The organism is Stenotrophomonas sp. NPDC077420, assembly GCF_044543385.1.
Taxonomy (GTDB): Bacteria; Pseudomonadota; Gammaproteobacteria; order Xanthomonadales; family Xanthomonadaceae; genus Stenotrophomonas.
This window is the reverse complement of record NZ_JBITVZ010000023.1, coordinates 38,939-65,121: the sequence shown is the minus strand read 5'-3', so window position 1 is coordinate 65,121 and position 26,183 is coordinate 38,939. Positions and strand designations below refer to the sequence as shown.

The window sequence follows — 26,183 nt, the reverse complement described above, 5'->3', positions numbered from 1 at the left end:
CGACGAACTGTCGGAGGAAGACAAGCAGGCCGTGTCGCGCGCCCGCAAGATCGAGCGCTTCTTCAGCCAGCCGTTCCACGTGGCCGAAGTGTTCACCGGCTCGCCGGGCAAGTACGTGTCGCTGAAGGACACCATCCGCGGCTTCAAGGCCATCGTCGACGGCGAATACGACCACCTGCCGGAGCAGGCGTTCTACATGGTCGGCAGCATCGAAGAAGCGGTCGAGAAGGCCAAGAAGATGGCTGAGAAGGCCTGATCATGAGCACCATCCGTTGCGACATCGTCAGCGCCGAGCAGGAAATCTTCCGTGGTGAAGCGACTCTGGTCGTGGCTACGGGTGAACTCGGCGAACTGGGCATCGCGCCCAAGCACGCCCCGCTGATCACCCGGCTCAAGCCGGGCAAGGTCGTGGTCACCCTGCAGAATGGCGAGCAGCTGGACTTCGCCATTTCCGGCGGCATCCTCGAGGTGCAGCCGCAGGTCGTGACCGTGCTGGCCGACACCGCGATCCGTGCCCAGGACATCGACGAATCCGCGGTCCGCAAGGCCAAGGAAGAAGCCGAGCGGATCCTGGCCAACCGTGGCGAGGCCATGGAAGTGGCCGAGGCCCAGCAGAAGCTGGCCGAGGCGGTGGTCCAGCTGCAGGCGCTGGAGCGCCTGCGCAAGACCCTCAAGCACTGACATCCCGCTACTGCTGCACACCAACAACGCCGGCTTCTGCCGGCGTTGTTGTTTCCGCGCCCGCCGGGCGCTGGGAATGACGGCACGTTGGCAGCGTCCGGCATAGAATCGCATTCAACACCTTTCAGCTTCGTTGATCCCCATGACCCACCCCCTGCACGTCATCATCCTCGCCGCCGGCGCTGGCAAGCGCATGAAGTCGGTCCTGCCCAAGGTGCTGCAGCCAATTGCCGGCCGGCCGATGCTGGCGCACGTGATCGACACCGCGCGCCGGCTGCAGCCTGAGGCCATCCACGTGGTGTACGGCCACGGCGGTGAGGCCGTGCGCGCGGCCTTCGCCGATCAGCCCGACCTGCAGTGGGCCGAGCAGCGCGAGCAGCTGGGGACCGGACATGCGGTGCAGCAGGCCATGCCGCAGGTTCCGGATGCGGCCCGGGTACTGGTGCTGTACGGCGATGTGCCGCTGATCCGGCTCGATACCCTGCAGCACCTGCTGTCCCAGCCCGGTCGGCTGGCCGTGCTGGTGGCGGAGCTGCCCAATCCTACCGGGTATGGCCGCATCGTCCGCAATGCCGAAGGCAAGGTAGGCGCGATCGTGGAGCAGAAGGATGCCACCGAGGAACAGCTGGCGATCCGCACCATCAATACCGGCATCATCACCGCCGATGCCATCGCACTGCGTACCTGGCTCTCGCAGCTGTCCAACAGCAATGCGCAGGGCGAGTACTACCTGACCGACGTGTTCGCGTCCGCGGCGGCTGACTACACCCCGGCCGACATGGCGTTCGCCGCCGATGCGCAGGAAGCCGAAGGGGCCAACGACCCGTGGCAGCTGTCCCAGCTCGAACGCGCGTGGCAGCTGCGCGAGGTGCGGGCGCTGTGCACGCAGGGCGCGCGCGTGATCGATCCGGCACGCCTGGACATCCGCGGCACGGTGACGGTGGGCCGCGACGTGCAGATCGACGTCAATGTGATCCTGGAAGGCACCGTGGAGCTGGGCGATGGCGTCAGCATTGGACCGTTCACCCGGCTCAAGGACGTGAAGCTGGCGGCGGGCACGGTGGTCAAGCCGCATTGCGACCTCGACGGCGTGGTCAGCGAAGGGGCTGCCGACATCGGTCCGTTCGCGCGCCTGCGCCCGGGCACGGTACTGGCCGACGGCACCCACGTGGGCAACTTCGTGGAAACCAAGAAGGTGCGCCTGGGCACCGGCAGCAAGGCCAACCATCTGACCTACCTTGGGGATGCGGTGATCGGCAGCAAGGTCAACATCGGTGCCGGCACCATTACCTGCAACTACGATGGCGTGAACAAGTCGCAGACCACCATCGGGGACAACGCGTTCATCGGTTCCAACAGTTCGCTGGTGGCGCCGGTGACGATCGGCGACGGGGCCACCATCGCCGCCGGTTCGGTGATCACCCGCAATGCGCCGGAAGGCAAGTTGACGCTGGCACGCGTGCGCCAGGAAACCATTGATGGCTGGCACCGCCCGACCAAGCGGTGACCCGGTGACGACCGACGGTCGTCACCTACCCGGCTGCGCATTGCGGTAGGTACCCACCGTTGGTGGGTACGCTTTACGCGGGCAGAAAAACAGCCACGCACAACCCGCCTTCCCGGCGGTTCTGCAGCGACACGCGGCCGCCATGCGCTTCGACGATCTCACGGGTCAACGCCAGGCCCAGCCCGGTGCCGTTGCGCTTGGTGGAATAGAACGGCATCAGCGCGTTCTGCAGCACGGCCTCGTTCATGCCCTTGCCGCGGTCCAGTACCTCGATCCGCAGCCACTGCGGCAACCGGGTCAGGCGCAGTTCGACATCGTCGTTGGACGGTTCGGCTTCGCTGCACGCCTCATGCGCGTTCTTGAGCAGGTTCAGCAGCGCCTGGCCCAGCTGCGCGATGTCCACGCGGCCCTGCACGTCGTCGGCAATCTCCGCCATGCGGAACGGAATCTGCATCTGCAGCCCGGTCAGGAACTGCTTCCACTGCACGTTCTGCAACTGCGGCTGCGGCAACTTGGCGAAGCGCGCGTACCCGCGGATGAATCCTTCCAGGTGCCGCGAGCGCTCTTCGATGGTGGAAAACACCTCGTCCAGCCGCTCGGTCCTGCCACGGCGCACCAGCTCCCCCCCGGAGTGGGCCAGCGAGGCAATCGGGGCAAGCGAGTTGTTCAGTTCATGGCTGATCACCCGGATCACCTTCTTCCAGGTCTGCACTTCCTGGCGGCGAAGTTCGGCGGTCAGCAGCCGGATCAGCAGCAGGTCGTGTGGACGGCCGTTGAGGTGGAAGTTGCGCCGCGACAGGTGATAGACCTGCTCGTCGTCCTCATCCCCCTCGTCGGCGTCGTCGCCGGGGCCGCGTACCGCGAACAGGCTGTCGCCCCCGCGCTCGATCGCGTCGCGCAGTTCCAGCGGCATCGTGCCCAGCACGTGCTGCATGGCCTGGCCTTCCAGCTTCCAGCCGTTGTGCAGCAGCTTGCGCGCGGCCAGGTTGGAGAACACCACGCGCTGCACGCCGTCGCCGCCATTGGCCAGCAGCAGCATCGACACCGGCGTGTTCTGCACCATGGTGTCCAGCAGCAGCTCGCGTTGCACCAGGCCCTGGCGCTGCTCACGCAGTACATCGCCCAGTTCACGATGCGCCTGCACCAGATCGCCCAGCTCGTCGTTGCCCGGCCAATACACGCTGAAGTTGTATTCGCCATCGCGGTAGCTGCTGGTGGTGCCCGCCAACGCACGCAGCAGCGAGCGCACCGGCGCGGTGGCACGGCGCAGCGTCCACCACATCAGGGCCAACAGCAGCACGCTGGACACCAGCGTCACCAGCCAGCCCTGGTCCATCCAGTAGGCGAGCAGCCACGGACCGGCCGCAGCCAGCGCCAGCACCGGCAGCAGGCGCAGGAACAGGCGGAAGGTGAACGAGGTGCGCTTCATTCGCGCGGAATGCCGTAGCGGTCCATGCGCCGGTACAGCGCCTGCCGGCTCAGGCCGAGTTCGGCCGCGGCCTGGGCAATGATCCCGTGGCTGTGCGACAGCGCCGACTCGATCCGGCTGCGGTCGGGGTCGGCAACGGGCACGACCGCGCGGGGTGCGGTGGCCGCGCGCGGCAGGTTCAGGTCGGCCACGTCGATGCGCGCGCCCTACGCGAGCAGGCCGGCGCGCTGGATTACATTGCGCAGCTCACGCACGTTACCCGGCCATGCGTGCCGCTGCAGCGCGGTGGCCGCGGCGCTGGACAGCGGTTTGCCATCGCCGAGGAAGCGCTCGGCCAGCGGCAGGATGTCGCCCGGGCGTTCGGCCAGCGGCGGCAATGCCAGCTCGACGGTGTTGAGGCGGTAGTACAGGTCTTCGCGGAACTGCCCGTCGCGGATCATCGCCGGCAGATCGGCGTTGGTCGCACTGATCACGCGTACCTTGACCTGGCGCTCGCGGTTGGAGCCCAGTCGTTCGAAGCGACCCGTTTCCAGCACCCGCAGCAGCTTCATCTGGCCACCCAGCGACAGGTTGCCGATCTCATCAAGGAACAGCGTGCCGCCGTCGGCGGCCTCGAACTTGCCCTCGCGCGCCTTGTTGGCGCCGGTGTAGGCGCCGGCTTCGCTGCCGAACAGTTCGGCCTCGATCAGCTCGGCGGGAATGGCGCCGCAGTTGAGCGCCACGAACGGACCCTTGGCCACCAGCGAATTGGCCTGGATGATCTCGGCGATTTTTTCCTTGCCCGCGCCGTTGGGACCGGTGATCAGCACCGGCAGCTCCGAACGCGCGACCTGGCAGGCCAGGTTGACCACGCGTTCGCTGGCCGGGTCGGCCACCACCGCCCCGCGCAGGTCGTAACGGGCTTCCAGCGCGGTGCGGTCGCGTTGTTCGCGCGCCCGACGCCGGTCCAGTTCGTTCCGGGCTTCGGACAGTTCCAGCAGGTTGTTGACCGTGGTCAGCAGCTTGCGGTCGTCCCAGGGTTTGGCGAGGTAGTCGGCGGCCCCGGCCTTGACCAGGTCCACCGCGCTGCTCAGATGGGTCCAGGCGGTGAGCAGGATCACCGGCAGGTCGGGGTGGCGCGCGCGGATCTGCTGGAACAGGGCTTCGCCTTCCTCACCGGACGTGGTGTCCTCGGTGAAATTCATGTCCTGGATCACCAGGTCGACCGGCTGCTGCTCCAGCACCGCCAACCCCGCCTCCGGCGACAGTGCGTGCACGGCCTCGATGTCGTGCAGGGAGAACAGCACCTCCAACGCGGTGGCCACGCTGGCGTTGTCGTCAATGATCAGGATCGAGGGCATGCGGCAGCGGAAGACCGGAAAGTAGGCAGAGAGTACCCGAGCACCGGCCCCACCGGCAGGGTGGGACCGGCAGGACCGGTCAGGACCGGCGTGGCGGCGACGGCGGCGACGGCGGAGCGGGCGGGGCCGGGGCCTGCACCGCGCGCCACGCGGCAGTGGGCACGCTGACCACCTCGACCCGGCCGGCGCGGCGCACGGTCACCGGCAGGCTGGCCTTGTCGCTGGCACCGAGGGTGCGGGTGAGGTTGTCCACGCGCTCCACCGGCACCCCATCCACGCGCAGCACCTGGTCGCCGGCCTGCACGCCAAAGCGCGTGGCCGGCGAGGCGGCGGTGATGGTGACCACGCCCTGTTCCGATTCCACGGTCAGGTGGGCGCCATCCTGGCGCCAGTCCATGCGTGAGGATTCGGTGCGCTTTCCTTCGGCGCAGGCGGTGGTGCAGGCCAGCAGCAGGCCAAGCAGGGCGATGCGAAGCGGTGTGGTCGGCATGTCAGGCACTCCGGGTGGCAACGGCGGGAGGAACGGCGGCGGCGCGATGCGCCGGCCCGAAAACGGCCACCTGTCCCAGCAGCCACAGCAGCATGGCGCCTATGGGCAGGTAAGCGATCGGCATGCGCGGCAGCTCGTAGGCACTCATCAGCCACAGGTTGATGGAGTACGCCAGCAGCATGCCCAGCACGATGCCGACCGTGGCCAGCAGGAAGTTCTCGGTCTGGAAGTAGCGCAGGATCTGGCCGCGGGTAGCGCCGAGCGCACGGCGGATGCCGATCTGCTTGGTACGCTGCTGCACCCAGAAGCTGGCCAGGCCGACAATGCCCAGCGCGGTCACCACCAGCAGCGCGACGCACACGGTGATCAGCAGGCCGACCATCGCGCGGTCGTTCTGGAAGTACTTGGTGCGCTGTTCTTCATAGGTGAGCTTGCCGCGCACCATGCGGTTGGTGTCCACCTTTTCCAGCGCAGCCACGGCGGCGTTGAGCACTTCCTGTCGACGGGAGGGGTCGGTGACCCGGATCAGGTACAGGCCCATGTCATAGTTCACCCGCACCGGCAGGATCATGGAATAGCCGGTGTCGGCCTCCACCGTCACTGGCCGCGCCAGCTCCTTCACCACGCCGACGATGCGCAGCGGCATGCGGCCGCTGTAGACGGTCCTGCCCACCGCCTGGCCGTCGGGGAACAGCTTGTTGGCCGCCTTGCTGCTCAGGATCACCGCCGAACCGCGCTGTTCGATGGTGGCGTCCTTTTCCACGTCTTCGAGGTTGGCGAATTCGTCGCCCTCGAAGTCGCGGCCGGCGATCAGCTGCAGGCCCATGGTGTCCAGCGTGCCTTCGCTGGCGAAGTACTGCGCTGCGTTGAAGTTCGGTCGTTCCTGGTCGGGGATCAGCGACAGGCTGGTGTTCCAGGAATTGCGCCGGAACGGCAGCTGGTTGATCGGCACCGCGTTCTTCACCCCGGGCAGGGCGCGCAGCGCGGCCAGGTCTTCGCGGGTGCGTGCGGTGGCGTTGACCTGGGTGCCGATGCCGCCCAGGCGCACTTCCAGCAGCTCCTGCTCGGCGATGCCGCTGGGCTGGTTGATTTTCTCCAGGCGCTGGCCGATCAGGAACAGCGCGTTGCAGACGATCGCGCACGTCAGCGCGATCTCCAGCACGATGAGCGCAGCGGCGGTCTTGTGCCGGCGCAGCGTGGTCAGGATGGGACGGATATCCATGATGTGCTCCGGATCCTTACTGCGATTTGAGTTGGATGGCGGGGGTGACCTGCATGGCGCGCAGCGCCGGCAGGAAACCGGCCAGCAGGCTGGCGGCCAGGGTCAGGCCGAAGGTGAGCAGCAGCATCCTGCCGTCCAGCGTGGCCAGCGTGGCGTAGTCCACCGGCTGCTGGCGCACGGCATACAGGCCCAGCAGGGCCAGGCCCAGGCCGAGCACGCCACCGGCCAGGCCGACGGTGCCCGCTTCCACCAGCGATTGCAGGAAGATCTGCCCGCGGCTGGCGCCCAGGGCGCGGCGTACGCCGATCTCGCCGCTGCGGCGCAGGAACTTGGCCAACAGCAGGCCCACCGTGTTGATCAGGCACACCGCCAGGAAGCCCAGTGCGAGCCACAGCTGCAGGCGTACGTCGCTGGGCACCACCTGCTTGAAGTCCAGCCACTCCATCACGTTGCGCAGGCGTACGTTCGACGGACGCTGGAAGCGACCGGCCGCCTTCTGCTGGGCCGAGTAGTTTTCCAGGTACGCGCGGTAGTCGGCCGCGTCCGACGGCGAGGCCAGCTCGACCCAGTACTGCATCCACACGCACGGGGCATTGAGCGAGGTTTCTTCGCCGTTGGCGTTGTCCCAGCAGTTCATGTTGCCGCTGCGGCCGAACTTGAGATCCAGCGCGGTGGAGACGGGCACGTAGACGTCTTCGCTGTCGCCGTAGCGGCCGGTTTCCAGGTCGTAGAAATGCGGGTTGGGATTCCACTCGTCCAGCACGCCGACCACGTTGAAGGTGTTTCCATCCAGGCGTACCGGACGGCCCACGCTGTTCTGGCCGTCGAACAGCTTTTCGTTGAGCTTCCGGGAGATGACCACGACACGGCCACGTCCTTCGTCCTGGTCCGCCTTCCAGCCCTGGCCGTACTGGAACGGCGTGTCGAACATGGCGAAGAAGTCGGTCGAGGTGTAGCGCGCGTCGATGGTGAACGGACGCAGCGCACTGTTGTCCGGCTCCACGGTGGCGCCACCGCCGGTCATCAGGACCTGGCGCACGGCCTTCTTTTCGCGCAGCAGGGTTTCACCGTCGTAGCGGGTGACCTGCTCTTCGGGCTCTTCGCTCGGCTGGTAGCCGATCATCGGGCGCGGGTCGACCTGCACGTTGAACAGGCGGTCGCTCTTCTGTGGGATCGGGTCACCGGAAAGCACGTGGAACACGGTGAGCGTGGTCATCGAGGCGCCGATGCCCAGCGCGATGGCGATCACCATCAGTGCGGTCAGTACCTTGTTGCGCCGGAAGCTGCGCAGGGCCAGTCGGAAGTAGTAGGCGAGCATGGAGGCGGCCTCAGTCGTTGACGGTGGCAAGCGCAACGCGCGGGGTGGCCAGCACCGGTTCGCGCACCAGGTCGGTGGCCTGGCCATCGACGATGTGCACGTTGCGCTGGGCGCGCGCGGCCAGTTCCGGGTCGTGGGTGACCATGACGATGGTGGTGCCGGCGGCGTTGATCTCTTCCAGCAGCTCCATCACCCCGCGCGCCATCTGGCTGTCCAGGTTGCCGGTCGGTTCGTCGGCCAGCAGCAGGCGGGGGCTGCCGGCCAGCGCACGCGCGATGGCGGCGCGCTGCTGCTGGCCGCCGGACAGTTCGGACGGGTAGTGCTTCATGCGCGAGCCCAGGCCGACCTGCTGCAGCGCGTGCTCGATGCGCTGCCTGCGCTCGGACGCGGCCATGCCGCGGTAGCGCAGCGGCACGTCGACGTTGTCGAACAGGTTCAGGTCGGAGATCAGGTTGAAGCCCTGGAAGATGAAGCCGATCTTCTGGTTGCGCAGCTTGCTGCGCGCGTCATCGCCCAGCTTGCTCACGTCCTGGCCGTCGAGCAGGTAGGTGCCGCTGGTGAAGGTTTCCAGCAGGCCGGCGATGTTCAGGAAGGTGGTCTTGCCCGAACCGGACGGGCCGGTCACGGCGACGAATTCGCCTTCGCGAACGTGCAGGTCCAGCGACCGCAGGGCATGGGTTTCCACCTGTTCGGTGCGGAACACCTTGGCGACCGAGCGCATCTCAAGCATGGCTGTATTCCTCTGTATGGGTAGGGTGGATCAGTTGACGGACACGCGCTCGGCATCGCCGAACAGATCGCTGCCGGACACCACGACGCGGTCGCCGGGTTGCAGGCCGGAAAGGATTTCCACTTCGCCCAGGCTGCTCACGCCCAGGCGGACCGGGCGGCGGATGGCGACGTCGCCATCCATGACGTAGGCCTGGCCGTTGCCTTGTTCGACGAACGGGCCGCGTTCGACCTTGATCACGTTGCGGCGGGTATCGAGCACCACCCGGGCCTGCATGCGCTGGCTCTGGCGCAGGCCCTGCGGCTGCTTGTCGGTGAAGCGGATGCGGGCGTTGACCTCGCCGGCCACCACTTCCGGGGAGACCGCGCTGATTTCGCCGGGGAACGGCTGGCCGCTGCCGCTGGTGAGCTGGGCCGGAATGCCGATCGACAGGTCACGGGCGAAGCTTTCCGGCACCTTGATCTCGATCTCGAAGCGCGACAGGTCGACCACGCCCAGGATCGGCGCATTGGCCGCCACCTGGGTGTGCTGGGTCGCCTGCACCTGGCCCACCTGGCCGTCGAACGGCGCGCGCAGGGTCAGGGCATCCACCTGGCGCTGCACCTCGTCCACCACCGCGCGCTGGCGGTCGGCCAGCAGGCGCTTGTTGCGCGCGTCCAGGTCGGCGCCCTGGCCCTGCAGGCGGGCGTCGGTCCGGGCGTTGGCCAGCGAGATGTCGGCCTTCTTCAGGGTGTCGTTGGCCTTGGCCAGGTCGATCTGCGGCACCGCACCGCCGTCGTACCCACGCTGGTAGCGCTGCAGGTCGCGCTCGGCGGCCTGGCGTTCGATGTTGGCCTGGTCGGTGTCCTTGCTGGCCTTGGCACGGGCCAGGGTGGCGTCAAGCAGGGAGCGGCTGGCTTCGGCTTCCAGGCCGGCCAGGGTGGCGCGCTCCTGGGCCAGCTTGCTGCGCAGCTCCGGGCTGTCGATCACCGCCAGTTCCTGGCCTTTCTTGACCACGTCACCGGCGACCACCTTCAGGTCCACGGTACCGGCGGAGATCGCGTACAGCACGGGGCTGTTGGCGGCGATCACCTTGCCGTCGGCGGCCAGGTCGCGGACCAGGTCGCCCTGCTTGACCTCGGCAATGCGCACCCGCGCGCTGTCGAAGGACCGGCTGGCGCCCAGCCAGGCGCGGGCGGCAAAGCCGATCGTCAGCAGCACCACCAGCGCGGCGATGCCCGGCCACAGCCAACGCTTCCACGGCGCCGCCGTGGCCGGGGTGGAGAAGGTCTGGTCCTGTGCGGAAGTGTCGCGGATCATCGGGCTCGGTCGCGGTTGGGTTGCGATATACCAAGCACGCCGCGTGCCAAGTTTTAGCCATTTAAAAACAATAACTTGCGAATGTGATCCGACTGTCCGGGTGTCCGCGGACACGGGTCCGGACACTTTTGTTAAGCGGACAGCGGCAGGGCCGCAGCGCGGCCCACGCTAGAATGGCGCATCGACAGCAGGGATTCGAATCTATGTGCGGGATTGTGGGGGCGATCGCGAATCGCGATGTGGTACCGGTGCTCATCGAAGGACTGAAGCGGCTGGAATACCGGGGCTATGACTCCTCCGGCATCGCGGTGCTGGACCAGACCCAGGCGCAGCCCGACGTGCGCCGCGTTCGCCGCACCGGCCGGGTAGCGGAGATGGAAAAAGCTGCTGCGGCCGAAGGCTTCGACGCCAGGCTGGGCATCGGCCACACCCGCTGGGCCACCCATGGCGGCGTGACCGAAGCCAATGCCCACCCGCACACCAGTCACGGCGTGGCCCTGGTGCACAACGGCATCATCGAGAACCACGAAGAGCAGCGCGAACGCCTGCGCGCGTTGGGGTACGTCTTCGAGTCGCAGACCGACACCGAAGTCATCGCGCACCTGATGCACCACAACCTGAAGAACGGCGACAGCCTGCTCTCGGCGCTGCAGCGCACGGTCAAGGAGCTGACCGGTGCCTACGCGCTGGCGGTGATGAGCCGCGCCGAGCCGGACCACTTCGTCTGCGCGCGCATGGGTTGCCCGCTGCTGGTGGGGCTGGGGGAGGGCGAGAACTTCGTCGCCTCCGACGTGTCGGCCGTGATCTCCTCCACCCGCAACGTCATTTTCCTGGAAGAGGGCGACACCGCCGACGTTCGTCGCGACGGCGTGCAGGTGTATGACGAACACAACCTGCCGGTGGACCGTGGCGTGCACCAGTCCGACGTGTCGCTGGCCTCGCTGGAGCTGGGCCCGTACCGCCACTTCATGCAGAAGGAAATCCACGAACAGCCGCGCGCACTCGGCGACACCATCGAAGCGGCGATCGACGCCGGTGGCTTCCCGGCCGAGCTGTTCGGCAAGAACGCCGAAGCGGTGCTGTCGGGCATCGAAGGCGTGCAGATCCTGGCCTGCGGCACCAGTTACTATGCCGGCCTGATCGCGCGTTACTGGATCGAGTCCATCGCCGGCCTGCCGTGCAGTGTGGAAATCGCTAGTGAATACCGCTACCGCGCTGCGTACGCCAATCCAAAGCATCTGATCGTCACCATCTCCCAGTCGGGCGAAACGCTGGATACGATGGAGGCGCTGAAGTACGCCAAGTCGCTGGGCCATCTGCACACCCTGTCGATCTGCAACGTGCCCGAGAGCGCCATCCCGCGCGCCAGCGAACTGGTCTGCTACACCCGCGCCGGCGCCGAGATCGGCGTGGCCTCGACCAAGGCCTTCACCACCCAGCTGGCCGCGCTGTTCCAGCTGACCGTGGTGCTGGGCAAGCTGCACGGGTGCGTCGACGCCGCGCAGGAAGCCGAGTATCTGGAGCAGCTGCGCTTCCTCCCGGGCAGCGTGCAGCATGCGCTGAACATGGAACCGCAGATCGCGATCTGGGCCGAGCGTTTCGCGCGCAAGAACAGTGCACTGTTCCTGGGCCGTGGCCTGCATTATCCGATCGCGCTGGAAGGCGCGCTCAAGCTGAAGGAAATCACCTACATCCACGCCGAAGCCTACCCGGCCGGCGAGCTCAAGCACGGCCCGCTGGCGCTGGTGGATGAGGACATGCCGGTGGTGGTGATCGCGCCCAACGACAGCCTGCTGGAGAAGGTGAAGTCCAACATGCAGGAAGTGCGTGCGCGCGGTGGCGAGTTGTTCGTGTTCGCCGACCAGGACAGCAACTTCGTCGAATCCGAAGGCGTGCACGTCATCCGCACCCCGCGCCACGCCGGCGTGCTCAGTCCGGTGGTACACACCATCCCGGTGCAGCTGCTGGCGTACCACACCGCGTTGGCGCGCGGCACCGACGTGGACAAGCCGCGCAACCTGGCCAAGAGCGTGACGGTGGAGTAACGAGCGAGCCTGGTCGATCCAGGGTAGGTGCCCACCGTGGGTGGGCACGCTTCAACGAAAAGGGGCGGCCAGGCAGGGCCGCCCTTTGCCGTTTCTGGCGTCGGGAAAACTTTAGTCGAGTCCGCCTGCGACATTCAGCGTCGGTTCTAGTCGAAATGCCATTCTCGGGGTGTCAGCCGCTGGCTGCGTCAATCGGTCCCACCACGCAAGGCGTGTGGCTTCACCCAGTCTGCAACAGGAAAAAGAATGAACGTCCGCGAACTTCTGCAATCCAAGAAAGACTCCGTTGTCACCATCGACGTCGAAGACACGATCGGCGCCGCCGCCCACAAGATGAGCGCGCACAAGATCGCCGCGCTGGTGGTGATGAAGGATGATGTGCCGGTCCGGATCATCTCCGAGAAAGACATCGTGCGCAGCCTGGCCGACGACGGCCCGCAGGCAGGTCGCCGGGTCATCGCCACGCTTCCCTCGGCCGGTCTGGAAGGCATCGCCCCCGAGGCGACCCTGAAGCAGGCCATGGCGCTGATGACCTACTCGCGCCACCGCCACCTGATGGTGACCGAAGGCAGCAAGCTGGTGGGCATCCTGAGCCTGGGTGACATCGTCAAGAACCTGCTCAGCGAGCTGGAGCTGGAGAAGGCGGTGCTTCAGGACATCTACATGGCCGCGCACTGATGGCATGACGTAGAGCGGGGCTCTGCCCCGCTGAAGGAAAGCGGGGCAGAGCCCCCCGCGCCATCGTCTACCTGGATTCCAGGCGCTGTCGGGACTTGGCGGTTCTCTCCCTCAACAGACGCAAGGTGGTTTGCGCCTTGATGAGTTCGGTTGGCGATAGCTGGGTCGTACCCGGCGGAAGAAACCAGCCCTTGATGCAGCCGGTGTCCCTCAAGGCAATCTGCACATGGCTATCCCTGTGAAAACCGGAATTCGGTGCGATCTCGGGGCCTTGCCGGAACGCACCCCGCACGGCCTGGAATTGCTCGAGCCCGGCTACGTCTTCCCGGCTTGAGTGTATGAATTGGATCACTGCTCTATCCAGCCCGCGCAGGAGGATCTCTTCGTCACGTGCATCCACCGGGACATTCAGTGGTAGTGACTGCCCAATGCGAAGGTAGCCTGCCTGAAAGTTCAGGTACGCATTTTCGAACTCCAGGCGGCCGGCCCTGGTGGTCATATCGAGGCATCGGTGAACGCTGAAGACGCAGCCGACGACGGCAGGTGTCGCAATGGGCCTGGCAGTCAGCCTGCGCTGCGGTTGGCTGGCCGCTGCTTCGGCGAAGGCCATCGCCCTTTCTTCATCGCCTTCGAAAAGGTAGAAGCCTGGGCCAAGCCAATCGTACTGATTGCCACTGGGCGCAGGCGACAGTCGTCCGGAAACCAGCCCGTCTCTTACAGTGACATCGCAGCCGTGATAACCGATCTGAAGATGTCCATCGTTCATCGGTAGCCGCGCTTCAGCTTCCCGGAAGCGGTCAATATCCCCGACTTGCGTATGATCGCCTCCGCCTGCTCCGGCGTCATGTCATAGATTCGGCGAATCCTTTCCTCATCGCTCAAGGTGAGCAGGTCCGCAGCGGTCATCCGGACACGTCTGCTTTCGACCCTTTGCACAGCGAATGACTGCGGACTGGATTTTGAAGTAGCCATGGACGCAGCATACCTTCGCGCAGCGTGGTACCTCACAAGCGCTTCATCAGCCTGCCAAGGATGAGAATGTCGAACCAGGGAAGGAGCCGGAAAAACGCACAAAAAGCGTATTTCAATCATTCCAGGAGCGTTGCGCATTCGCCCCTGCCCCTTGTCGCGAACGGCAACCTCGGGTGTTTCGACCTACCTTAAGTCGCCGGATGAGTTGGTCGAAACGTAATCTGCAAGGTTCGCCAGGTCGCTGAGCAACAGGCGATACGCATCCCCCTGCGCTTGTCCCGCGGCTTGCCGCAGCACCCATGACGGGTGGACCGTAGCGAAACCGCGCGTGCCGTCCTCCAGGGTGTGCCATCGGCCACGGTCACGCCCGAGTTGGAAGTCGCTGCCGAACACCGCCCGTGCGGCGCTGGCACCCAGGCATACGATCACCTTCGGATGCACCTGTTCGATTTCCGCCAGCAGCCATGGCCGGCACGCGTTGATATGAGTGACCTGAGGTTTGGAATGGATGCGCTTCTTGCCGCGCCGCTCGTAGCGGAAGTGCTTCACCGCGTTGGTCAGGTACAACGTGCTGCGGTCGATGCCCAGCTCCTGCAGCGCACGGTTCAACAACTGCCCGGCCGGGCCGACAAACGGATGTCCACTGAGGTCTTCGCTGTCGCCCGGCTGTTCGCCGACCACCATGACCTGCGCATCCTGCGGGCCCTCGCCGAACACGGTCTGCGTGGCCGGCTCCCAGAGCGGGCAGCGGCGGCAGCCGGCGGCCGCTGTCCGCAGTTCGTCGAGGGAGTCGCCGGTGGCGGTGGCCGGGCCGCGCACGGGAATGTGCTGCTCGGGAATCCGCCGCTGCGGCGCCTGCGCCTGGCGGTCGTGCATTTCCTGCACGCGGTCGCCTGCGTCACGCACCAGCGTAGGCAGCAGGCTCGCCTCCGGCAGGTGCTTCCAGTATTTGGCCGGCATTTCCTGCTGCATCATCCGGGTGTTCAGGCGGGCAGGATTGAAGATGTTGGCGTAGTAGGTGCGCCACAGCTCTTCGCGGGCATCTTCCACCGGTGCGTCTGCCTGCTTGCTGCCGGGTCCGAACGCCAGTTCCTGTCCGTCCCAGCGCGCGCTGCGATACGGCGTGAGGATCGCCCAGCGCATGCCCGCAAAGCGGCGCGCGAAGAACGGCGCGACCCGCTCCACGATGAAGTGGTCGGGCTCGAACCAGGCGATGAAGGCATCCTCTTCGCCCGGGACCTCGCGGAAACGCACGAAGGCTTTCATCTTGTGGCTGTCGCGGCGCACCGCCTGGGCCAGGGCCATCGCCCGCAGTACGTCCGGATCGGCCGGGTTGGTGAGCAGGCCGCGCTCGCCGTGGGTGATCCGCCACAGCATGCGGTACAGCAGGAAGTGTCGCTGCGGGTCGCGGTGGCACAGGCAGGTGGCGGCCAGTTCGAGGAACGCCTTCGGCACCGCAATGGTGGTGCGCTCAACGTCAGGGGCCGACAGGGTGGCGAGCGCAGGCGCATCCAGCAGCGACCCTTCACCGTCCTGCAGCCAGTCCAGCTGCGCCGGCGCGACGCAGTGCTGCAGCGCCCGCCGCGCGGCCTCACGCCAGGACTGCACCGACCACGACGGGTCGAGCCGCACACTCCACCGGGTCATGCGGCGGCGTCGGGGAACAGCGAGGCCTGGCGCGGTGGTGGTGCCAGCCGCGCGCGCAGCGCGGTGGGGTCATCCAGCGCGCGACGCGGATGATGGTCGGCCAGCTGCACGAACGGCAGCAGCTTGCTCATCGGTGCGCGCAGGCGGGCCACGTCGGCCACGCGCAGGCGACCATGGCGGCGTGCCATCAGCACGCGTTTGACGTTGCGCACACCCAACCCCGGCACGCGCAGCAGCATTTCCTTGGAGGCAATGTTGAGATCGACCGGGAAGCGTTCGGGGTGGCGGATGGCCCAGGCCAGCTTCGGGTCGATGTCCAGGTCGAGCATGCCGTTCTGCGTGGTATCGGTGATTTCATCCACCCCGTAGCCATAGAAGCGCAGCAGCCAGTCGGCCTGGTACAGCCGGTGTTCGCGCGCCAGCGGCGGTGCCTGTACCGGCAGCAGGCGGCTGGCGTCGGGGATCGGGCTGAAGGCGGAGTAGTACACCCGGCGCATGCGGTAGTTGCCGTACAGGTTGTCGGCGGCCCCCAGGATCTGCTGGTCGCTGGCGCCGTCGGCACCGACGATCATCTGGGTACTCTGCCCAGCCGGTGCGAAGCGTGGGGCGCGGGCGCGGCCGGTACGTCTGGCGGGCGCGGCAGGGGCGGGTGCCGCGACCGGGGTAGGTTTGGCCTCGCTGGCCGCCTTGGCTTCCTTGGCCTCCTCGATCCGCCAGCGCAGCTCGCCCATCGCACCGCGGATGGACGGCAGGGATTTTTCCGGGGCGAAACTGGACAGGCCTTCTTCGGTGGGCAGCTCGATGTTGATCGACAGGCGGTCGGCATGGCGCCCTGCGGCGGCCAGCAGTTCCGGCGAGGCCTCGGGAATGGTCTTGAGGTGGATGTAGCCGGAGAAGCGATGGTCCTCGCGCAGCTGGCGCGCCACTTCCACCATCTGCTCCATGGTGTAGTCGGCATTGCGGATGATGCCGCTGGAGAGGAACAGGCCTTCGATGTAGTTGCGCTTGTAGAAGTCCATGGTCAGCGCCACCACTTCGGCCACGCTGAAGCGCGCGCGCGGCACGTTGCTGGAGACGCGGTTCACGCAGTACGCGCAGTCGTAGATGCAGAAGTTGGTCAGCAGGATCTTCAGCAGCGAGACGCAGCGGCCATCCGGGGTATAGCTGTGGCAGATGCCGGCGCCCTCGGTGCTGCCGATGCCGCCGGAGGCACGCGAATCGCGCTTGCCCGCTCCGCTGGAGGCGCAGGAGGCGTCGTATTTGGCGGCATCGGCCAGGATCGCCAGCTTGCGGATGGTTTCCATGGAGGAACGGTAGGGGGGATCAATCTCACGTTGTGAGACTGGGATGGGGGGTGGCTGAAGGGTTCAGGGACGGTGGGGGCCAGCCACGCAGGGCGTAGCGATACGGAGTGACGGGCGACCCTTCCGCTCAGCGTTCGAAGGTGACCTTCACAGAGTCGGCGCTGTAATCGGCCGGGCCGTGGAAGACCACTTCAATGTTGTTGCCGTCCGGATCGATGGCGAAGGCGGCGTAATAGCCCGGGTGGTAGGGCCGCTCGCCCGGGGCGCCGTTGTCCTTGCCGCCGGCGGCAAGGGCGGCGGCGTGGAAGGCGTCGACGGTGGCGCGGTCGCGGGCCTGGAAGGCCAGGTGGTGGCGGCCGGTCAGCTCGCCGGCGGCGGCGTCGCTGCTGGCGGTGGAGACGAACAGCTCGTCGGCCCAGAAGTAGTCATCGCCTTCGCCGGCGATCGGAATGCCCACGGTGTCGAACACCGCCTGGTAGAAACGGCGGCTGGCGGGCAGGTCGCGCACGATCAGTTGCAGGTGGTCGATCAGTCGACCGCGGTGCAGTTCCATGGTGTCCATGCGATGTCCTTCGGCTGGGAAGGAGCGCAGGTATACCACCGGAGGGATTCAGGGAACGTCTTGGCCCGGTTACGACCAACGGTCGTAACCTACCGGCTTCCCGGCGGAGACGGGCGGGTTGCAGCACCGGCGCCGCGCATGCCTGGCGGATCACGCCGCCGGCCGCGGGCAACGGTGGGCCACGACCGCCGGCCGCGGGCAACGGTAGGCCACGACCGTTGGTCGTGGCCCGCCCCAGGCGATCAGGCCCGCGGGGTATTGGAGATGATTTCCACCCAATAGCCGTCCGGGTCCTTGATGAAGGCCAGGTGCTTCATGCGGCCGTCTTCCAGGCGCTTCTGGTAGGGCACCTGCAGGTCGTCGAAGCGCCTGCAGGCCGCGTGGATGTCCGGCACGGACACGCAGATGTGGCCGAAGCCGCGCGGGTCCTGGTTGCCATCGTGGTACACCGGGCCGTCCTGCGTCTCGGTGCCGTGGTTGTGCGTCAGTTCCAGTACGCCCGGCAGGCCGGCCATCCAGAGGCGGCGCGCGCTGTCATCTTCCGGGACGGGCGTACCGGCCGGCAGCAGGGCCAGGAAATACAGGCTGAACTCGGCCTCGGGGAAATCGCGCTGGTCGAGCAGGCGGAAGCCAAGCACGCGGGTGTAGAAATCCAGCGACGCGGCGGCATCCTTCACCCGCAGCATGGTGTGGTTGAAAACGAAGCCGGTGGTTTCGGCCGGCGGCTGGGCGGCCACGCCGGGCTGGGACTGCAGGGACGCAAGGCTCATGGGGGATCCTGTGGAGGGCCGCGCAACGCGGCTGGCCGTTCATTTTAGCGGCGCAGCGGCAAGGCGACGTAGAATGCTGCATCTTCCTGGCCCGTCGTCGACATGTCGCAGCGTGAATGGGTGGCCGCCGCCATCCGCAAGATCGAAGCCGATTTCAACCGCTCGGCCGACACCCACCTGATTCCGATGGACCTGCCGGGGCACCCGGGCATCGAGCTGTATTTCAAGGATGAATCCAGCCATCCGACCGGCAGCCTGAAGCATCGCCTGGCGCGCTCGCTGTTCCTGTATGCGCTGGCCAATGGCTGGCTGCGCGAGGGGCGCCCGGTGATCGAGGCCTCCAGCGGCTCCACTGCGGTGTCCGAGGCGTACTTCGCCCGCCTGCTGGGGTTGCCGTTCATCGCGGTGATGCCCGCCACCACCTCGCCTGAAAAGATCGCCGCGATCGAGTTCCACGGGGGGCGCTGCCATCTGGTCGAGCGCGCCTGCGGCCTGAACGGCGCGTCGGAACGGCTGGCGCAGGAAACCGGCGGCCATTTCATGGACCAGTTCACCTACGCCGAGCGCGCCACCGACTGGCGCGCCAACAACAATATTGCCGAATCCATCTTCAAGCAGATGGCCGAGGAGCCGCACCCGGTACCGGAATGGATCGTGTGCAGTCCCGGTACCGGGGGCACCGCCGCCACGCTGGGGCGCTACGTCAGCTACCGGCGGCACGACACCCGCATCCTGTGCGCGGATCCGGAAGTGTCGATCTTCTTCGACGGCTATCGCGCTGCCCTGGCCGGCGAGCCATGGCGCGAGCTGACCTGCACGGGCGGCTCGCGGGTGGAAGGCATCGGCCGGCCCCGGGTGGAGTCCAGCTTCATTCCGACCAGCGTGGACGCAATGGTCAAGGTGCCCGATGCGCTCAGCCTGGCGGCCATGCGCCACGTCAGCCGGCAGCTCGGGCGCCGCGTAGGCGGGTCGACCGGGACCAATTTCATCGGCGTGCTGCATGCGGCCGAGCGCATGCGTGCGGCCGGGCGCAGCGGCTCGATCGTGACCATCCTGTGCGACAGCGGCGAGCGTTACGCGCACAGCTATTACAACCCGGACTGGTACCCGCGGCAGGGCATCGACGTGGACCAGGCCGACGCGGTCATCGCAGCGGCAGTGGCCGGGCAGGGCCTGCCCGAGCTGCCCAGCGCCGCACTGGAAACCCTGTACTGAGCCACGCCCACCGGTGAACCGCCCCGAATCGGTGGTGCTCAGGCCTTGTGACCGGCCGGACCCAGTGCCATATGGTGAGGGAATGCCGCGCATGCGGCCCCGTTGCCTGGAGATGCCTGTGACCCCCGCCAACCCCCTGCTCGATTTTTCCGGCCTGCCCCGTTTCGATGCGATCCAGCCCGCGCATGTCGGCCCGGCCATCGATACCCTGCTGGCCGAGGCGGAAGCGGCAGTGAAGGCAGCCGAGACCGTGCAGCCGGTGAGCTGGGCCACCTTCGTCGAGCCGCTGGACGATGCCACCGAGCGCCTGTGGCGTGCCTGGGGCCAGGTCGGCCACCTGCAGGCGGTGGTCAATACGCCGGAGCTGCGCGAGGCGTACAACACCAACCTGCCCAAGGTGACCCGCTTCGGCAGTGCGCTGGGCCAGAACCTGGCGCTGTTCCAGCAGTACCGTGCGCTGGCGGCTACTGCGGAAGCGGCGCAGTACGACCCGGCCCGGCGCAAGGTGCTGGACAACGCACTGCGCGATTTCCGCCTCGGCGGTGCCGAGCTGGATGACGCCGGCAAGGCCCGCTACAGCGCAATCCGCGAGGAACTCTCGGCGCTGTCGGCGACGTTCTCGCAGAACGTGCTCGACGCCACCGATGCGTGGTCGCTGCATGTGGAAGACCGCAGCGAATTGGCCGGCCTGCCTGAAGACGTGGTGGTCGCCGCCCGCGCTGCCGCCGAAAAAGCCGGTCTGCCGGGCTGGAAGCTCACCCTGCAGATGCCGTGCTACCTGCCGGTGCAGACCTACGCCGAACACCGGCCGCTGCGCGAGGCGCTGTACCGCGCCAACGCGCTGCGTGCCTCGGAATTTGGCGATGCGACGCTGGACAACAGCGCGAACATCGACCGCATCCTCGCGCTGCGCGCCGAGCTGGCCGCGCTGCTGGGGTTCGCCAGCTACGCCGAGTACTCCATCGCCACCAAGATGGCCGACGACGCGCCGCAGGTCCTCGGCTTCCTGCGCGACCTGGCGGCACGCGCCAAGCCGTATGCACAGCGCGACCGTGCCGAGCTGGAGGCCTTCGCGCGCGATGAACTCGGTCTTCCGGCATTGGACGCCTGGGACCTGGCATTCGCCGCGGAAAAGCTGAAACAGGCGCGCTACAGCTATTCCGAGCAGGAAGTGAAGCAGTACTTCACCGAACCGAAGGTGCTGGCCGGTCTGTTCGATGTCATCCACAGCCTGTACGGCCTGCAGGTACAGCCGGACCAGGCGCCGGTGTGGCACCCGGACGTACGCTTCTTCCGCGTGGTCGACGCGCAGGGCGCGCTGGTCGGCCAGTTCTACCTGGACCTGTACGCGCGCGAAGGCAAGCGTGGCGGGGCGTGGATGGACGACTGCCGCAACCGTCGCGAGACCGCGCAGGGCGTGCAGACGCCGCTGGTGTACCTGGTGTGCAACTTCGGCAAGGGCGCCGAGGGCAGGGTATCGACCTTCAGCCACAACGAAGTCACCACGCTGTTCCATGAAATGGGGCATGGCCTGCACCAGCTGCTCACCCGCATCGGCGAGCTCGGCGTGGCCGGCATCAACGGGGTGGAATGGGACGCGGTGGAGCTGCCGAGCCAGTTCATGGAGAACTTCTGCTGGGAGTGGGACCGCGTGCAGCAGATGACCGCCCACGTGGACAGTGGCGAGCCGCTGCCGCGCGCGCTGTTCGACCGCATGCTGGCCGCACGCAACTTCCAGAGCGGCATGTTCACCGTGCGCCAGCTGGAATTCGCGCTGTTCGACATGCAGCTGCACAGCAGCTTCGACCCGACCCAGGACAGCGTGCTGCAGCTGCTGGAACGCGTGCGCGACGAGGTGGCGGTCAATCGCCCACCCGAGTGGAATCGCTTCCCGCACCAGTTCAGCCACATTTTTGCCGGCGGGTATGCGGCGGGCTATTACAGCTACAAGTGGGCCGAAGTGCTCAGCGCCGATGCGTATGCGGCGTTCGAGGAAGCACCGGGGCAGGTGGCCGAAACGGGCAGGCGCTTCCGCGATGAAGTGTTGTCGCGGGGCGGCAGCCGCAGTGCAGCCGAGAATTTCGCCGCGTTCCGCGGGCGTGCACCGAACGTGGACGCGTTGTTGCGCCACAACGGCATGGCCGGTTGATGCGAGGCGTACCGACCAACGGTCGGTACCTACCGGCGATTGGGGCAGGTGCCGAGCGTTGGTGCACACGTACCGCTGATCAAGGTAGGTGCCGACCGTTGGTCGGCACGGCGGTGAATCACTCGGCGTAGATCATCGTGCGGCTCATGCCGCCATCGACGATGTGGTCCTGCCCGGTGATGAAACCGGACAGGTCCGAGAGCAGGAACACCGCGAGCGCACCGATATCTTCCGGTTGGCCAACACGCCCCACCGCATGTTGCGCGTGGTCGCGGCGCGACAGCTTCGGCGCACGCCGCCGTGCCGGGGCCTGCCAGGCGTCGGTAGTGATCCATCCCGGGCTGATGCTGTTGACCCGCACCTGCGGTCCGCTGCTGATCGCCAATGCGTGGGTGAACGCCACCAACCCGCCCTTCGCGGCCGCATAGGCTTCGCTGTCCGCTTCGGACTGCCACGCGCGGGTCGAGGCGATGTTGAGGATGGCCCCGCCGCGTTTGTCGGCCGCCTGTTCGCGCAACGCGGCCAGCGCATGCTTGCTGCACAGGAAGGCGCCGTGCAGGCTGGACAGGCGGCGCTGCCATTCGGCCAGTGGCATCTCCGCCAGCGGCGTGCCATGCGCGCTGGCAATGCCGGCGTTGTTGACCAGGCCATCGATACGACCGAACCGTTTCAGCGTGGCCCTCACCAGCGCCTGCACGCTGCGTTCGCTGGCCACGTCCGCGCGCTGGAATGCGGTGCGCTCGGGCAGTGCCCATTCCTTCAGGCAGGCGCGGCCGGCGTCGGCGTCCAGGTCGGCGATCATCACGCTGCCGCCAGCGCCCAGCACCGCCTGCGCGATGCCGCGGCCCACGCCCTGCGCGCCGCCGGTGACGATCACCACCCGATCGCGCAGCGGCTGTGCCGGCCAGTCGCTGATCGACGGGGTCAGTGGCATCGCGGCGTGTCCTTGCGCCCGAGCAGGCGGGTCCAGCCTTCGATGCCCAGCTTATCCAGGGTTTCGATGTTGCGCTGGACGATCACGTCCGGGTCCGGGAACGCGGCGACCGCCCGCTCCACGCTGTCCTCGCGCAGCAGGTGCAGGGTCGGGTAGGGCGCGCGGTTGGTGTAATTGCTCACGTCATCCGGGGCCACACCCTCGAACTGGTACTGCGGGTGGAAGCTGGCCACCTGCAGGATGCCCTGCAGGTCCAGCGCCTCGATCGCCGCGTCGGCGTTGTCGAGGAAGTCGTTGTAGTCCAGGAAATCGGTGAGCACGTCCGGGTGCACGATCAGCGTGGTGTCGATCTGCTCGGCCGGGGTGTCGCGCAGCAGCACCAGTTCCTCGGCCAGTTCCTCCACCAGGGCTTCGACCGTGGTGGCATCGCTGAGCACGAAGCGCACCTGGTCCTTCACATACACCGCCTTGGCGAACGGGCACAGGTTCAGGCCGATCACGATCTGCTCGAGCCACGTGCGGGTCTCGGCGATGGGGTCGGGCGCGTCGCTGCCGTCGATGGCGGGCGTGTCATTCATGGCCGATCAATCGCGGAAGTTGTCGTACTGCAGCGGAACCTCGAAGCTTTCCTTCTTCAGCAGGGCGATGGCGTCCTGCAGGTCGTCGCGCTTCTTGCCGGTCACGCGCAGCTTGTCGCCGTTGATCTGGGTGTCCACCTTGAGCTTGGCTTCCTTGATCTTGGCCGCGATCTTCTTGGCCACCTTCTGCTCGATGCCCTGCTTGACGGTGATCTTCTGGCGCGCGCCGGCCAGGTTGGTTTCGATGTCGCCGAATTCCAGGCAGGCCGCATCGATCTTCCGCGCGGTCAGGCGCTGGCGCAGGATGTCGGTCATCTGCTGGAGCTGGAAGTCGCTCGGCGCGGACTGGTTGATCACGCTGTCCTCCAGCACGAACTTCGCGTCCACGCCCTTGAAGTCGAAGCGGGTGGACAGCTCGCGGTTGGCCTGGTCGACCGCGTTGGTCAGTTCGTGGATGTCCACTTCGGACACGACGTCAAACGAGGGCATGGGGATTCTCCTGCGGGTGAAGTCCCCATTCTAACCAACCGCGCATGCACGCCCCGGCATGGGCGGCGATAATGGCGCATGGATACCCAACGCTCCCCTACCCGCGCCGTGGCCTGGATGTTGCTGGCGGTGGCCTGCTTCTCGCTGATGGACGCGGGCATGAAGCAGCTGTCGGCCAGCTATTCGACCCTGCAGGTGACCTTCCTGCGCGGGGCGGCGTCGCTGCCGTTCGTGCTGGTCTGGGTGCTGGCCACGGCCGGGCCGCGCTCGCTGATCCCGGTGCGCTGGGGCCTGCACCTGCTGCGCGGGGTGCTGGGCATGGCCATGATCGGCTGCTTCGTGTTCGCCCTGCGCAGCCTGCCGCTGTCCACCGCCTACACCATCTACTTCGTGGCGCCGCTGCTGATCGCCGCGCTGTCGGTGCCGTTGCTGGGGGAGCAGGTGGGCCCGCGGCGCTGGATTGCCATCGGCATCGGCCTGGTCGGGGTGCTGGTGGTGCTGCGTCCCGGCGTGGGCGGGTTCATTTCCATTCCCGGGCTGATGGTGCTGCTGGCCGCCACCGCGTATGCGGTCGCAGCCATCACCGTGAGCATGCTGACCCGCACCGATACCCCGCAATCCATGGTGGTGTGGTTCCTGGTGCTGCTGGCGCTGGGCGCCGGGCTGCTGGCGATCCCGGACTGGCAACCGCTGCAGCTCGGTCATGCGGGCCTTATCGCCGGCATGGGCCTGGCCGGGGCCGGCGGCCAGGTCGCGCTGACCCGGGCCTTCCAGCTGGGCGAGGCCTCCATGATCGCCCCGCTGGAGTACACCGGGCTGGTCTGGGTGATCGGCTGGGACCTGCTGTTCTGGGGCGCGCTGCCCGACCGCTATACCTGGCTGGGCGCGGCGATCATCGTGGCCTCCGGGCTGTACCTGCTGCACCGCGAGCGGGTCCGCAAGGTGACCGCCCCGCAGCCGCTGGACCACCCCTGAGGCCCGCCGGGCGGGCGAGGACATCGCCTTATAAGCAAACGGAATATGATTCGCTGCTGCCGCGCGGGCCAGGGCCGTCCCGCGCTGGTAGGCTGCACGCCCCCTCCCGTCGATGCCCCGGTTGACCGCGAAGTGATCGAGTTCCAGCGCCTGCACAAATCCTATGCCGTCGGGGGCCGCGCGATCGCCGCGCTGCAGCCGCTGGACCTGACCATCGAGGCCGGCGAAGTGTTCGGCATCATCGGCCATTCCGGCGCGGGCAAATCCACCCTGATCCGCTTGATCAACCGGCTAGAAGAGCCCAGCGGCGGGCGCCTGCTGATCAATGGCGAAGACGTCACCGCGCTGGACCGCGACGGGCTGCGCGCGCTGCGCCGGAAGATCGGCATGATCTTCCAGCACTTCAACCTGCTGTCCTCGCGCACGGTGGCCGCCAATGTCGCGTTCCCGCTGGAGCTGGCCGGCACCCCGCGCGCGGAGATCGAGGCGCGGGTGGCCGAGCTGCTGCAGACCGTGGGCCTGGAGGCGCATGCCAGCAAATACCCGGCGCAGCTGTCCGGTGGCCAGAAGCAGCGTGTCGGCATTGCCCGCGCGCTGGCCACGCGCCCGCAGATCCTGCTCTGTGATGAAGCGACCAGTGCCCTGGACCCCCAGACCACCGCATCGGTGCTGAAGCTGCTCGGCAGGATCAACCGCGAGCTGGGCCTGACCATTGTGCTGATCACCCACGAAATGGACGTGATCCGCCGCGTCTGCGACCGCGTGGCCGTGCTCGATGCCGGCCACCTGGTCGAGACCGGTCCGGTCACCGAGGTCTTCCTGCACCCGCAGCACCCGACCACCCGGCGGTTCGTCAACGAGTCCGAACAGGTCGACGAGGGTGAGCTGCACAAGGACTTCGATGCCGTGGCCGGGCGCATCGTGCGCCTGACCTTCCTCGGCACCGATACCTACGAACCGGTACTGGGGCGGATTGCCCGCGAAACCGGGGTGGACTACAACATCCTGTCCGGACGCATCGACCGCATCAAGGACACCCCGTATGGCCAGCTGACCGTGTCGCTGGTGGGCGGCGACGTGCAGGCCGCGCAGGCCGGCTTCGTGGCCGCCGGCGTCCACCTGGAGGAACTGCGCCGATGAACCTGGCTACCGCAGGCGGTTTCTTCCGCCATCTCGACGCGGGCAAGTGGGCCGACATCGGCCAGGCCACCGTCGACACCCTGCTGATGCTGGCCGGTTCGCTGCCGCTGACCCTGGCCATCGGGCTGCCGCTGGGCGTGCTGCTGTTCCTGACCGGGTCGCCGCAGCTGCACCGCAAGCCGGTGCTGTATGGCGGGCTGGCGTTGCTGGTCAACCTGCTGCGCTCGGTGCCCTTCATCATCCTGATGATCGTGTTGATTCCGATCACGCTGTGGATGATGGGCACCTCGCTCGGCGTGCGCGGCGCGATCGTGCCGCTGGTGATCGGTGCCGCACCGTTCTACGCGCGCCTGGTGGAAACCGCGCTGCGCGAAGTGGACCGGGGCGTGATCGAGGCCAGCCAGGCGATGGGTGCCACCACCTGGCAGCTGGTCAGCCGCGTCCTGCTGCCCGAAGCGCGGCCCGGCCTGATCGCCGGCGCCACGGTCACCGTGATCGCGCTGATCGGCTTTACCGCGATGGGCGGTGCGATTGGTTCCGGGGGCCTGGGTGACCTGGCCTTCCGCGACGGCTACCAGCGCTCGCATACCGACGTGGCGCTGGTCACCGTGGTGCTGCTGCTGGTGCTGGTGCAGCTGCTGCAGATGCTGGGCGACTGGCTGGTGGCGCGTTACTCGCGCAAGTAATCCTGAAGCGCGGCTCCGGTCGG

24 protein-coding genes and 2 pseudogenes are annotated in these 26,183 nt (G+C 67.2%); 10 read left to right on the top strand and 16 right to left on the bottom strand.

From position 1 onward, the window contains the following. The 3 genes and pseudogenes from ACIGII_RS17980 to glmU form a co-directional block, all read left to right on the top strand. Positions 1-256: pseudogene (locus ACIGII_RS17980) on the top strand (F0F1 ATP synthase subunit beta); the annotation flags it as partial. 2 nt (positions 257-258) lie between these two features. Then, positions 259-681, top strand: coding sequence for a F0F1 ATP synthase subunit epsilon (locus ACIGII_RS17975; protein ID WP_145479118.1), 423 nt, complete (start codon positions 259-261; stop codon positions 679-681). Between the two features lie 142 nt (positions 682-823). After that, a complete protein-coding gene (glmU, locus tag ACIGII_RS17970) occupies positions 824-2,188 on the top strand; it encodes a bifunctional UDP-N-acetylglucosamine diphosphorylase/glucosamine-1-phosphate N-acetyltransferase GlmU (RefSeq protein ID WP_399640778.1) in 1,365 nt (454 codons plus the stop codon). Positions 2,189-2,261: 73 nt separating this feature from the next. On the opposite strand, the gene ACIGII_RS17965 is transcribed toward glmU, so the two are convergent. The 7 genes and pseudogenes from ACIGII_RS17965 to ACIGII_RS17935 all read right to left on the bottom strand — a co-directional run bounded on the left by ACIGII_RS17965 (position 2,262) and on the right by ACIGII_RS17935 (position 10,016). Next, a complete protein-coding gene (locus ACIGII_RS17965; RefSeq protein WP_399640775.1) occupies positions 2,262-3,617 on the bottom strand; it encodes a sensor histidine kinase in 1,356 nt (451 codons plus the stop codon). Next, a pseudogene (locus ACIGII_RS17960) lies at positions 3,614-4,957 on the bottom strand (sigma-54-dependent transcriptional regulator). The gene ACIGII_RS17965 and the pseudogene ACIGII_RS17960 overlap by 4 nt, the downstream one beginning before the upstream one ends. A 79-nt stretch (positions 4,958-5,036) precedes the next feature. Continuing rightward, positions 5,037-5,447: a PDZ domain-containing protein gene (locus ACIGII_RS17955; protein ID WP_399640770.1), complete on the bottom strand. Its 411-nt coding sequence runs from the start codon at positions 5,445-5,447 to the stop codon at positions 5,037-5,039. A gap of 1 nt (position 5,448) precedes the next feature. After that, positions 5,449-6,669, bottom strand: a complete 1,221-nt coding sequence (locus tag ACIGII_RS17950; protein ID WP_399640768.1) for an ABC transporter permease — start codon at positions 6,667-6,669, stop codon at positions 5,449-5,451. A 16-nt stretch (positions 6,670-6,685) separates the two neighbouring features. Further along, positions 6,686-7,987: an ABC transporter permease gene (locus tag ACIGII_RS17945; protein ID WP_399640765.1), complete on the bottom strand. Its 1,302-nt coding sequence runs from the start codon at positions 7,985-7,987 to the stop codon at positions 6,686-6,688. A gap of 10 nt (positions 7,988-7,997) precedes the next feature. Next, positions 7,998-8,717 carry an ABC transporter ATP-binding protein gene (locus ACIGII_RS17940; RefSeq protein WP_145479125.1) on the bottom strand — a complete coding sequence of 240 codons (720 nt, stop codon included), beginning with the start codon at positions 8,715-8,717 and terminating at the stop codon, positions 7,998-8,000. Between the two features lie 30 nt (positions 8,718-8,747). Beyond that, the gene (locus ACIGII_RS17935; protein ID WP_399657605.1) at positions 8,748-10,016 is read right to left on the bottom strand and encodes an efflux RND transporter periplasmic adaptor subunit; all 1,269 of its coding nucleotides are present in this window, start codon (positions 10,014-10,016) and stop codon (positions 8,748-8,750) included. A 203-nt stretch (positions 10,017-10,219) separates the two neighbouring features. On the opposite strand from ACIGII_RS17935, the gene glmS reads away from it, so the two are divergent. After that, positions 10,220-12,061 carry a glutamine--fructose-6-phosphate transaminase (isomerizing) gene (gene glmS / locus ACIGII_RS17930; protein WP_399640759.1) on the top strand — a complete coding sequence of 614 codons (1,842 nt, stop codon included), beginning with the start codon at positions 10,220-10,222 and terminating at the stop codon, positions 12,059-12,061. Between the two features lie 246 nt (positions 12,062-12,307). Further along, a complete protein-coding gene (locus tag ACIGII_RS17925) occupies positions 12,308-12,739 on the top strand; it encodes a CBS domain-containing protein (RefSeq protein ID WP_095362998.1) in 432 nt (143 codons plus the stop codon). Positions 12,740-12,806: 67 nt separating this feature from the next. On the opposite strand, the gene ACIGII_RS17920 is transcribed toward ACIGII_RS17925, so the two are convergent. The 6 genes from ACIGII_RS17920 to gloA all read right to left on the bottom strand — a co-directional run bounded on the left by ACIGII_RS17920 (position 12,807) and on the right by gloA (position 17,994). Beyond that, positions 12,807-13,505: a hypothetical protein gene (locus ACIGII_RS17920; protein ID WP_399640755.1), complete on the bottom strand. Its 699-nt coding sequence runs from the start codon at positions 13,503-13,505 to the stop codon at positions 12,807-12,809. Next, a complete protein-coding gene (locus ACIGII_RS17915) occupies positions 13,502-13,645 on the bottom strand; it encodes a hypothetical protein (RefSeq protein WP_217535702.1) in 144 nt (47 codons plus the stop codon). The genes ACIGII_RS17920 and ACIGII_RS17915 overlap by 4 nt, the downstream gene beginning before the upstream one ends. Before the next feature lie 249 nt (positions 13,646-13,894). Then, positions 13,895-15,358: a UdgX family uracil-DNA binding protein gene (locus ACIGII_RS17910; RefSeq protein ID WP_399640752.1), complete on the bottom strand. Its 1,464-nt coding sequence runs from the start codon at positions 15,356-15,358 to the stop codon at positions 13,895-13,897. Next, a complete protein-coding gene (locus ACIGII_RS17905) occupies positions 15,355-16,662 on the bottom strand; it encodes a putative DNA modification/repair radical SAM protein (RefSeq protein ID WP_399640750.1) in 1,308 nt (435 codons plus the stop codon). Before ACIGII_RS17905 ends, ACIGII_RS17910 begins: the two co-directional genes overlap by 4 nt. A gap of 127 nt (positions 16,663-16,789) precedes the next feature. Continuing rightward, on the bottom strand, positions 16,790-17,224 hold the full coding sequence (locus ACIGII_RS17900; protein ID WP_399640748.1) for a VOC family protein: 435 nt from the start codon (positions 17,222-17,224) through the stop codon (positions 16,790-16,792). A gap of 242 nt (positions 17,225-17,466) precedes the next feature. After that, positions 17,467-17,994, bottom strand: coding sequence for a lactoylglutathione lyase (gene gloA, locus ACIGII_RS17895; protein WP_399640745.1), 528 nt, complete (start codon positions 17,992-17,994; stop codon positions 17,467-17,469). Positions 17,995-18,096: 102 nt separating this feature from the next. Here gloA and ACIGII_RS17890 point away from each other — a divergent pair, with 102 nt between their 5' ends. Both ACIGII_RS17890 and ACIGII_RS17885 read left to right on the top strand, forming a co-directional pair. Beyond that, the gene (locus ACIGII_RS17890) at positions 18,097-19,209 is read left to right on the top strand and encodes a PLP-dependent cysteine synthase family protein (protein ID WP_399640742.1); all 1,113 of its coding nucleotides are present in this window, start codon (positions 18,097-18,099) and stop codon (positions 19,207-19,209) included. Positions 19,210-19,321: 112 nt separating this feature from the next. Beyond that, positions 19,322-21,358 carry a M3 family metallopeptidase gene (locus ACIGII_RS17885; RefSeq protein WP_399640740.1) on the top strand — a complete coding sequence of 679 codons (2,037 nt, stop codon included), beginning with the start codon at positions 19,322-19,324 and terminating at the stop codon, positions 21,356-21,358. Between the two features lie 118 nt (positions 21,359-21,476). Here ACIGII_RS17885 and ACIGII_RS17880 read toward each other — a convergent pair whose 3' ends face one another. From ACIGII_RS17880 to ACIGII_RS17870, 3 genes are read right to left on the bottom strand one after another with little or no spacing between them, the layout of a single operon-like run. After that, complete coding sequence (locus tag ACIGII_RS17880; RefSeq protein WP_399640737.1) at positions 21,477-22,292, bottom strand: SDR family oxidoreductase; 816 nt, start codon at positions 22,290-22,292, stop codon at positions 21,477-21,479. After that, entirely contained in the window at positions 22,283-22,870 is a 588-nt protein-coding gene (locus ACIGII_RS17875) for a DUF1415 domain-containing protein (RefSeq protein WP_399640735.1), read from the bottom strand. The genes ACIGII_RS17880 and ACIGII_RS17875 overlap by 10 nt, the downstream gene beginning before the upstream one ends. A 6-nt stretch (positions 22,871-22,876) precedes the next feature. Further along, entirely contained in the window at positions 22,877-23,359 is a 483-nt protein-coding gene (locus tag ACIGII_RS17870) for a YajQ family cyclic di-GMP-binding protein (protein WP_399640732.1), read from the bottom strand. Between the two features lie 78 nt (positions 23,360-23,437). Between ACIGII_RS17870 and ACIGII_RS17865 the strand changes: the two genes are divergently transcribed. The 3 genes from ACIGII_RS17865 (at position 23,438) to ACIGII_RS17855 (ending at position 26,160) form a co-directional block, all read left to right on the top strand. After that, positions 23,438-24,334 carry a DMT family transporter gene (locus ACIGII_RS17865; RefSeq protein ID WP_399640730.1) on the top strand — a complete coding sequence of 299 codons (897 nt, stop codon included), beginning with the start codon at positions 23,438-23,440 and terminating at the stop codon, positions 24,332-24,334. Positions 24,335-24,466: 132 nt separating this feature from the next. Continuing rightward, positions 24,467-25,474 carry a methionine ABC transporter ATP-binding protein gene (locus ACIGII_RS17860; RefSeq protein WP_399640783.1) on the top strand — a complete coding sequence of 336 codons (1,008 nt, stop codon included), beginning with the start codon at positions 24,467-24,469 and terminating at the stop codon, positions 25,472-25,474. Then, positions 25,471-26,160, top strand: coding sequence for a methionine ABC transporter permease (locus tag ACIGII_RS17855; RefSeq protein ID WP_145479139.1), 690 nt, complete (start codon positions 25,471-25,473; stop codon positions 26,158-26,160). The genes ACIGII_RS17860 and ACIGII_RS17855 overlap by 4 nt, the downstream gene beginning before the upstream one ends. The last annotated feature ends 23 nt before the right edge of the window (positions 26,161-26,183 follow it).